Consider the following 8,261-nt stretch of genomic DNA (forward strand, 5'->3'; position numbering starts at 1 on the left):
GGAGGCGACCGGCGGACGCGCGAATCGCCGTCCGGGCACCGCGTCCCACGGACCGCCCTGAGCCGGATCATCCGCCGCGGGCGCGCCTGCGCCGCGCGGCACGGTGACCGAGCGCGCCCAGTACGGCGCCCACCCCGAGCACCACGAGCCCGCGCCACCACACCTGGGCCTCGATCCGGGTGGCCAGCACGACGCAGGACACCGCGCCCAGTACGGGGACGACGGTCGGGGCCCGGAAGTGGCCGGCGGTACCGGGGTCCCGGCGCAGCCGCAGGACCGCGACGTTGACGAGGAAGAAGACCACGAGCAGCAGCAGGACCAGCGTCGAGGCCAGGGTGGCCACGCTCCCGGTGAGGGCCAGGACCACCGAGAGCGCCGTGGTGGCGGCGATCGCGACCCAGGGCGTACGGCGGCCGGGCAGCACGGCGGGCAGCAGCCCGTCGCGGGCCATGCCGTAAGCGAGCCGCGAGGACATGATGCCGGTGAGCAGCGCCCCGTTGGCGACGGCGACGAGCGCGATGACGCTGAACAGGCGGGGAGGCACCCCGCCCGCCGCCCGCACCACCTCCAGCAGCGGCCCGCTGGACGCGGCCAGCCGCCCGGTCGGCACGGCGGCGGACGCGGCGATGCCCACCAGCACGTACACGGCGCCGGCGGTGGCCAGCGCGCCGAACAGCGCGCGCGGGTAGGAGCGCCGGGGATCACGGGTCTCCTCGGCGACGTTCACCGACGTCTCGAAGCCGACGAAGGAGTAGTACGCGAGGACGGAACCGCTGAGCACCGCGCCGGCGGCGCTCTCGCCGGGCGTACCGAGCCGGCCGAGGCGGCCGAGGTCGCCGTCACCGCGCAGCAGCAGCCACGCGCCGAGCACGACGACGATCAGCAGACCGCCGACCTCGATCACGGTGGCGACCGCGTTCGCCCGCGTCGACTCCTGGATGCCCCGGGCGTTCAGCGCGGCCAGCAGGACGAGGAACACCGCGGCGACGGCACCCACGGGCAGGCTGACGAAGGCCGACAGATAGTCGCCGCCGAAGCCCCGGGCCAGCGCGGCGACGGAGACGACACCGGCCGCGAGCATGCAGAACCCGGCCACGAAGCCCGCGAACGGGCCGAACGCCTTGGTCGCGTAGTGGGAGGCACCGCCCGCCTTCGGGTACTTCGTCGCCAGTTCCGCGTAGGACGCCGCGGTCAGCAGGGCGAGCAGGAGGGCGATGAGCAGCGGCACCCACACCGCTCCGCCGGCGTCCGCGGCCACCTGCCCCACCAGGACGTAGACGCCGGCGCCCAGGACGTCCCCCAGGATGAAGAAGTACAGCAGCGGCGTGGTGAGGGCCCTCTTGAGCGGGGTGCCGGATACCGCGTCCGACGACGTTTCCCGAACCGGAGACATGGACTCTGGGTCCCCCGCCGCCCGGGAAACACGCGTCCGAAGACACAGGTGTGGCGGCCGGGCCCCGGGGTAACCGGATCGATGTCGATGTACCACCCATGAAATGAACAGAGGGGCGACACCAGATGCTCATGGCGCATCCCGCAGTCCTGCGCAACCTCGTCGAACAGTACGACGCGCTCCGCATCCTGCACGCCGAGAACGGCGGTGCCGACGTACGCCAGCGCATGGACGACCTCGCGTACACGCTCTGTGTGTCGACCGGCACCCGGGACATCGACGCGGCGCTCATCGCCGCCCGGCACCGACTGCCCGGCGCCCGCCCCGAGGACGACTCCCTGCTCACCGCCTGATGCGACAGGCACACTAAACAAATAAGCCGTTTGCCTAAAACCTTTAGGCAAATTAGCCTTCCGCTCATGAGACCACTGACCGAGCGGGAGATCCGCGCTGCCTTCGTGAACTGCACCAAGGGCGAGGCCAAGCGGCTGTCCGTACCGCGCGATCTGGGGGAGCGCCCCTGGGAGGACCTGGACTTCTTCGGCTGGCGCGACCCCCAGGCCCCGGACCGCGCCTACCTCGTGGCCGACGTCGACGGCCGTCCGGTGGCGGTCGCCCTGCGCGGCACCGGGGCCGGTTCCTGGCAGACGCGGCGCAGCATGTGCTCGCTCTGCCTGACCACCCACACCGGCGGCGTCTCGCTCATGGTCGCCGCCAGGGCGGGCAGGGCCGGGCAGCAGGGCAACTCCGTGGGCGCCTACATATGCAGCGATCTCGCCTGCCCGCTGTACGTCCGGGGCAAGAAGGACGCGGGCGTCGGCGCACGCCTCCCGGAGTCGCTCACCCTGGAGCAGAAGATCGAGCGGACCGTCGCGAACCTCAGGGCCTTCGTCGCCAAGGTCACCGCGTGACGCGGCGCCCACTGCCGGTGGTGCCGCCGTCTCAGGGAAACTGGGGGGTCGGGGTCGGGGACGGGTTCGGGGTGGGGCTCGCGGCCGAGGGCCGGGCCGGCGGCGGGGTGCTGACGGCCGGGTGTGGGGAGTGGGCCGGTTCGGTCGGGCGGGGCGTGTCCTTGTGCGCCGTGAGCAGGACCAGCGCCACTACGGCGGCCAGGGCCAGGACACCCGCCACCGCGTGCCGCAGGCGCAGCCGGGGGCCCGGCGGTCCGGTCGGCGGACGCCGGGGGCGCAGGTCGGACGGGCCGACCGAACGGGCCCGCGCGGCGAGGGCGGCACGCAGCCGGTCCTCGACGCCGGCCGGCGCGGTCGTCGTACCGGAGTCGCCGTAGTCGTTCATCGCAGCCCCTCCAGGCGTCGGCCGAGCGCGTCCAGGGCGCGGCTGGCCGTGGACTTGACGGTGCCCCGGGACAGCCCCAGTGTCGCCGCGATCTCGGCCTCGGTCAGATGGGACCAGTAGCGCAGCACCAGCACCTCGCGCTGACGGGACGTCAGGGTCCTTAGCGCCGCCAGGACTTCGCGGTGGTCCTCGTGGAGCAGCACGTCCTCCTCCGGGGCGGGGGCATGCCCCTCGGGGGCCGGCGGGTGTGCCCGTACGGTCCTGCGCCGACGCAGCACCGAGCGGGCGCCGTTGACCACGCTGGTCCGCAGATACGCCTCCGGGTCGTCCAGAGAACCGAGCCGGTGGCCGTGCCGGCGGAACAGGGCAGTGAAGGCGTCCTGTACGACGTCCTCGGCGGTGGGCACGTCGTCCACCAGCAGCACCGCGAGCCGCACCAGGGACAGTCGGCGGTGGTGGTACAACTCCTCGATACCAGAGGGGCGTTCGGCGTCCAGCGCGGGACCGCCCACGGCGGTGCCGGAGGCTGTCGGTGCCGTGCCGCCCGTGCGGGTCCGGGCGAGGAGGCGAGGCAGCGGCGCCTGTCCGAACCGTCGCCAGGGCAGGCTCCAGCGCAGGCCGGCCGCCGGTGGTGTGGCTGTCGTCATGGGTCTCCCGGAGCCGGGAGCGGGGGAGCCGCCGCGCGACGGCTCCCCCGCTCCGGTCCTGCCTCAGTGCTGCTGCGGAACCGGCGCCGGTACGGCGTGACGGTGGTGCGGGACGGGTGAAGCCGAGGACGGGACGGGTGCCGGGCGCCGTGGCGCGGGGGCGGCCGTGGGCGACGCGGACGCGGGCGCCGGGACCGACGGGACGGGCGTGGGGGTGGCCGCGGACGGCGCCGGCTTCGGGGTCGCGGTGCGGCCCGGCGTGGAGGGGACCGACTTGGGGGTCGCGGTGCGGCCCGGCGTGGAGGGGACCGGCGAGGGCGTCGCCTTGGTGCCCGGCGTGGCCGGCACCGGGGACGGTGTGGCCGAGTGGGCGGGGGCGCTGCCGTCGCTCTGGGCCGCCTGGGCGGTCATCGCGCCGGCCACCGCCAGCGCGGCACCCACGACGGAGACCCCCACGGCGGCGCGCAGCCTGCGGGCACGGATCGGACGGGGGACACGGTGTGCGGACATGGGTTCCTTCTGGTGCTCGGGGTCGGACTACTTGTCGAAGTGGAGGCCTCCACCCCGAGAGACGTCCGGCCCCGGCGGAGGTTGCGGGTACCGGCCGAGGAATTCTCACCCACCGCCCACGCCCCCTCCGCAGGGCGGCCGGCCCGTGGCAGACGACGGCCGGAGCCGGCAGCCGGCCGCCGTCGCCCCCCGCGGCGACCACCGTCGCCCCGCCCCGACCGCATGGCCCCCGCCCCGACCGCCACGGCCCCCGCCCCGACCCCGGTCGCTTCCGCCCCGACCGCTGTCCTCCCCGCGCCGCCCGTCACTCCGGGAACGTCCCCGCCCCCTCCTCCGCGAACGCCACGGCGTCCCGGTGCCCGAACAGCCCCGGCAAGCCGCCGGTGTGGACGAAGACCGTCTTCCCGCCGGGGCGGACCGTGCCGTCGGCCACGGCCGCCCGGAGTCCGGCCAGGGCGCGGCCGGTGTAGGTCGGGTCGAGGACGAGGCCCTCGGTACGGGCGGCGAGACGGAGCGCCTCGGACACCGGGCCGGTGAGCGTCGCGTAGCCCGCGCCCACCTGGTCCCGGCGGACCCGGAGCCCCTCTGCCCTCAGCGGCTCGGCGGTGTGCGGGGCGGCGAACCGGACCACCGCCCGCGCCGGGTCGGTCAGCGCGCCCACGTCCACGCCGAGGACCGAACCGGGTCCCAGGGCCGCCACCAGCCCGGCCATGGTGCCGCCCGAGCCGAGCGCGACCACCGCGGTGCGCAGGTCCGGCACCTGCTCGCGCAACTCGGCACCGCAGCGCACGTACCCCCGCGCGCCCAGCACGCTGGAGCCGCCGAAGGGGATGAGCGCCGGCCGGGACCCGGCTGCCCGCAGCCGCACGCGGACCGCGTCCGCCGCCGCGTCCAGGCCGGCCTGGTCCACCTCGCCGGCCCAGGACAGCCGGGCGCCCAGCAGGCCGTCAAGGGCGAGGTTCCCGGAACCCGAGGCCCCCGCCGAGCCGCGCAGCACCAGGACGACGTCCAGGCCGAGACGGGCACCGGCCGCGGCGGTCAGCCGGGCGTGATTGCTCTGCGGGGCGCCGGTGGTCACGAGCGTGTCCGCCCCCTCGGCGAGCGCCGCGCCCACCGTCCACTCCAGCTTGCGGACCTTGTTGCCGCCGCCGCCGAGCCCGGTCAGGTCGTCCCGCTTGACCCACAGGTCCTCCGGCCCGAGCCCGAGGGCGGTGGCGAGCCGGGGCGCCGGCTCGACGGGGGTGGGGTAGGTGGCGAGGGCGACGGGCGGGTGGCTCATGACGGACATCCTGGGGGAGTGCGGCGGCGGGTGACCGGTGGACCGGTGGGGCGGCGGTCGGTCACGCCGTCGCACCGGTGACCATCACACCACCCCTGGCGCGCCCTCACACCGGCAACAGCCGCGCCACCAGCCCGCTGAGCTGCCGTGCCGTCCGGCACTCGTGCATCTCGACCAGCTCCGCGTACGCCGGCGCGGCCGAATCGCCGGTGCCCCATTGCGCACGCGGCTCCGGGTTCAGCCAGTACGCGCGGCGGGCCCGGCCGGCGATCTCGCGTACGGCGGGCAGGTTCGGGTCGCTCAGGTTGGTGCGGGCGTCACCGAGCACGAACACCGTCGTGCGCGGGCCGACCGCGGAGCCGTACCGCTCGGCGAACTCGCCCAGCGCCGCGCCGTAGTCGCTGCTGCCGTGCCAGCCGGTGAGCGTGGCTTCCGCGCGGATGCGGGCGCCGAGCCCCTCCGGGTCGGCGCGGCCGTGATCGAGCAGGCCGGTCACCTCGTCGAGCCGGTTGACGAACGCGAACACGCGGACCTTGCCGAACTGGTCGTGCAACGCCTGGACCAGCAGCATCGTGAAGTCCGAGAACCCGGACACCGAGCCCGACACGTCGCACAGCAGCACCAGTTCGGGGCGCGCCGGGCGGCGCCTGCGCAGCACCGGCCGCATCGGGACGCCGCCGGTGGACAGGGAGGAGCGCAGGGTGCGGCGCAGGTCGATCGTGCCGCGCGCGGCCCGGCGGCGGCGGGCGGCGAGCCGGGTGGCCAGCTTGCGCGCGAGCGGCCGTACCGCCCGGCGCAGCTCGGCGAGTTGGTCCCGGTTCGCGAACAGGAAGTCGACCCGGTCGGCGGTCGGCCGGACGGCCCGCCGCGCGATCTCGTCCCGGCCGCGCCGCTCGGCCACCCGGCGCCGTGCCTCGGCCCCGACCAGCCGCCGGAACTCCTCGATACGGCGCCGGAGCTCGTCGTCCAGCAACCGGTCCGTGAAGCCGGCACCGCTCACCCCCCGGCCCCGGACGTCGGCCCGCACCCGGGCCAACAGGGTCTGCGGGCGCAGCCGTTCCAGGGTCTGGTACGCCGACCAGCCGTCCGACTCGGGTGAACTCCCGTACCCGCCGAGGCCGTCGACCGCCTCCGCCGCCAACCGGGCCAGCGCCGCCGGGTCGTCGGCCGCCAGCGCGGCGGCCAGCCGGTCCCGCAGGGCCGCGCGGTCGGCCGGTCCACCGTCCGGGCCGCCCACACCGCGCGGGAAGTAGAGGTCGAAGACCGGGTCGAACACGGCCCGTTGGCCGACGCCGTGCAGCAGGGTCGCGGCCAGGCCCTCGCGCAGCAGTTCCCGGTCCGCGAGCCCCAGCGTCTCCACCGCGCGGGCCGCGTCCACGCTCTCGCCGGTGCCGATCCGCACCCCGTGCGCGCGCAGCGCCCCGACCAGCGAGGTGATCCGCTCGGCGACGTCGCTCACAGCGTCTCCAGGTCCAGCTTCGCGGTCGCCTTCCGGATGTCGTCCTGGTGCTTGAGGAGGACCCCGAGGGTGTCCTGGACGACGGCCTCGTCCAGGGTGTCGGCGCCCAGCGCCAGCAGGGTGTGCGCCCAGTCGACGGTCTCGGCGACGGACGGCACCTTGCGCAGGTCCATGGCACGTAGCGCCCCCACGACCCGGACCACCGACGCGGTCAGCGCCGCGCCGAGGCCCGGCACGTGCAGCCGTACGATCCGCCGCTCCAGCTCCGCCTCGGGGAAACCGATGTGCAGGAAAAGGCAGCGGCGGCGCAGTGCCTCGGACAGCTCCCGGCCGGCGTTGGAGGTGAGGACCACGAAGGGCCGGCGGGTCGCGGTGACCGTGCCCAACTCGGGCACGGTGATCTGGAAATCGCTGAGCACCTCCAGGAGCAGCCCCTCCATCTCGACGTCGGCCTTGTCGGTCTCGTCGATCAGCAGCACCGTCGGCTCGTCGCCGCGGATGGCGGTGAGCAGCGGGCGGGGCAGCAGGAACTCCTCGCCGAAGATGTCGGTGCGGGTCTCGTCCCAGCTCTCGTCGCGGCCCGCGCTGATCCGCAGCAGTTGCTTGGCGTGGTTCCACTCGTACAGGGCCCGGGACTCGTCCACGCCCTCGTAGCACTGGAGCCGCACCAGCCGGGCGCCGGCCACCTGGGCGACGGCCTTGGCCAGCTCGGTCTTGCCGACCCCGGCGGGGCCCTCCACCAGCAGCGGCTTGCCCAGCCTCGCGGCGAGGAAGACGGTCGTGGCGACGGCGGGCGAGGCGAGGTAGCCGGTCTCGGCGAGGCGGGCGGAGACGTCGTCGACGGACGTGAACAACGGGGCCTCCGGCGGGTCGGGGGAGTGGTCCGTACTCTCGGCGCCTATCTAAGCGCTTGTTCAGCGCCACTGTCACGGGGGTATCGCGGTGCCGAGGGGAACGCCCAGCGGGGGACACCGATCGGTTTCCGGTGCGGCCCCGGCGCGGTAGCCTCGACGCATGGCCACCCCATCCAAGCCGTCCTCGCGCGAGCGGCTGCTCGACGCCGCCGCCCGGCTCTCCTACCGCGACGGCGTGTCGATCGGCATCGAGGCGCTGTGCCGGGAGGCGGGCGTCTCCAAGCGGTCGATGTACCAGCTCTTCGAGAGCAAGGACGAGATGCTGGCCGCGAGCCTGCGCCGGCGGATCCCGGAGTACGGAGCCCGTCTCCGCCACCCCGACCCGGAGGCCGCCACCCCCCGCGAGCGGATCCTGTACGTCTTCGCCCAGCTGGAGAAGGGTTCCACCGAGCCCGGCTACCACGGCTGCCCCTTCCTCGCGACGCTGGTCGAGCTGAAGGACCCCGCGCACCCGGCGAGCAAGGTCGCGCGGGAGGTGAAGGACGGCCTGGTCGAGACGCTGCGCGCCGAGGCGGAGCGCGGCGGCGCCCACGACCCCGGGCTCCTCGCCCGCCAGCTCCTGCTCGTCTTCGACGGCGCCGCCGCCCGCGCCGGCTCGGGCGTCGAGCACCTGTCCGACGGCCTCGCCACCGCGACCGCCACCGCCCTGCTCGACGCGGCGGGCGTGGCGTAGGCACGCGGGACGGCAGCGACCGCACCGCACGGCCGCTGCCGCAGGCCCCAGCCCCGGCGAAAGCCGCCCGGTTCAGCCCCCTGAGGCCGT

Annotated in this window: 10 protein-coding genes; 3 read left to right on the forward strand and 7 right to left on the reverse strand. The window is 75.3% G+C overall.

The annotated features are described in order from the left end of the window. Positions 1-67: 67 nt before the first annotated feature. Complete coding sequence (locus tag NX794_RS32165; protein WP_258783191.1) at positions 68-1,393, reverse strand: APC family permease; 1,326 nt, start codon at positions 1,391-1,393, stop codon at positions 68-70. A 125-nt stretch (positions 1,394-1,518) separates the two neighbouring features. Here NX794_RS32165 and NX794_RS32170 point away from each other — a divergent pair, with 125 nt between their 5' ends. Together NX794_RS32170 and NX794_RS32175 are read left to right on the forward strand one after the other, a co-directional pair. Continuing rightward, a complete protein-coding gene (locus NX794_RS32170; RefSeq protein WP_258783192.1) occupies positions 1,519-1,746 on the forward strand; it encodes a DUF5133 domain-containing protein in 228 nt (75 codons plus the stop codon). Between the two features lie 66 nt (positions 1,747-1,812). Beyond that, on the forward strand, positions 1,813-2,304 hold the full coding sequence (locus NX794_RS32175; RefSeq protein ID WP_258783193.1) for an FBP domain-containing protein: 492 nt from the start codon (positions 1,813-1,815) through the stop codon (positions 2,302-2,304). Between the two features lie 31 nt (positions 2,305-2,335). Here NX794_RS32175 and NX794_RS32180 read toward each other — a convergent pair whose 3' ends face one another. The 6 genes from NX794_RS32180 to NX794_RS32205 form a co-directional block, all read right to left on the reverse strand. Then, positions 2,336-2,689 (reverse strand): hypothetical protein, encoded by a 354-nt coding sequence (locus NX794_RS32180; protein ID WP_258783194.1) that lies wholly within the window; start codon positions 2,687-2,689, stop codon positions 2,336-2,338. Next, positions 2,686-3,336 carry an RNA polymerase sigma factor gene (locus tag NX794_RS32185; protein WP_258783195.1) on the reverse strand — a complete coding sequence of 217 codons (651 nt, stop codon included), beginning with the start codon at positions 3,334-3,336 and terminating at the stop codon, positions 2,686-2,688. The genes NX794_RS32180 and NX794_RS32185 overlap by 4 nt, the downstream gene beginning before the upstream one ends. Positions 3,337-3,399: 63 nt before the next feature. Beyond that, on the reverse strand, positions 3,400-3,846 hold the full coding sequence (locus NX794_RS32190) for a hypothetical protein (protein ID WP_258783196.1): 447 nt from the start codon (positions 3,844-3,846) through the stop codon (positions 3,400-3,402). A 304-nt stretch (positions 3,847-4,150) separates the two neighbouring features. Next, on the reverse strand, positions 4,151-5,125 hold the full coding sequence (locus NX794_RS32195; protein ID WP_258783197.1) for a D-cysteine desulfhydrase family protein: 975 nt from the start codon (positions 5,123-5,125) through the stop codon (positions 4,151-4,153). A 106-nt stretch (positions 5,126-5,231) separates the two neighbouring features. Beyond that, complete coding sequence (locus tag NX794_RS32200) at positions 5,232-6,584, reverse strand: vWA domain-containing protein (RefSeq protein WP_258783198.1); 1,353 nt, start codon at positions 6,582-6,584, stop codon at positions 5,232-5,234. Further along, on the reverse strand, positions 6,581-7,438 hold the full coding sequence (locus NX794_RS32205; RefSeq protein WP_258783199.1) for an AAA family ATPase: 858 nt from the start codon (positions 7,436-7,438) through the stop codon (positions 6,581-6,583). The genes NX794_RS32200 and NX794_RS32205 overlap by 4 nt, the downstream gene beginning before the upstream one ends. 160 nt (positions 7,439-7,598) lie before the next feature. Here NX794_RS32205 and NX794_RS32210 point away from each other — a divergent pair, with 160 nt between their 5' ends. Then, positions 7,599-8,171: a TetR/AcrR family transcriptional regulator gene (locus tag NX794_RS32210; protein ID WP_258783200.1), complete on the forward strand. Its 573-nt coding sequence runs from the start codon at positions 7,599-7,601 to the stop codon at positions 8,169-8,171. Positions 8,172-8,261: the final 90 nt, after the last annotated feature.

The organism is Streptomyces pyxinicus (assembly GCF_024753135.1).
Lineage (GTDB): Bacteria > Actinomycetota > Actinomycetes > Streptomycetales > Streptomycetaceae > Streptomyces > Streptomyces pyxinicus.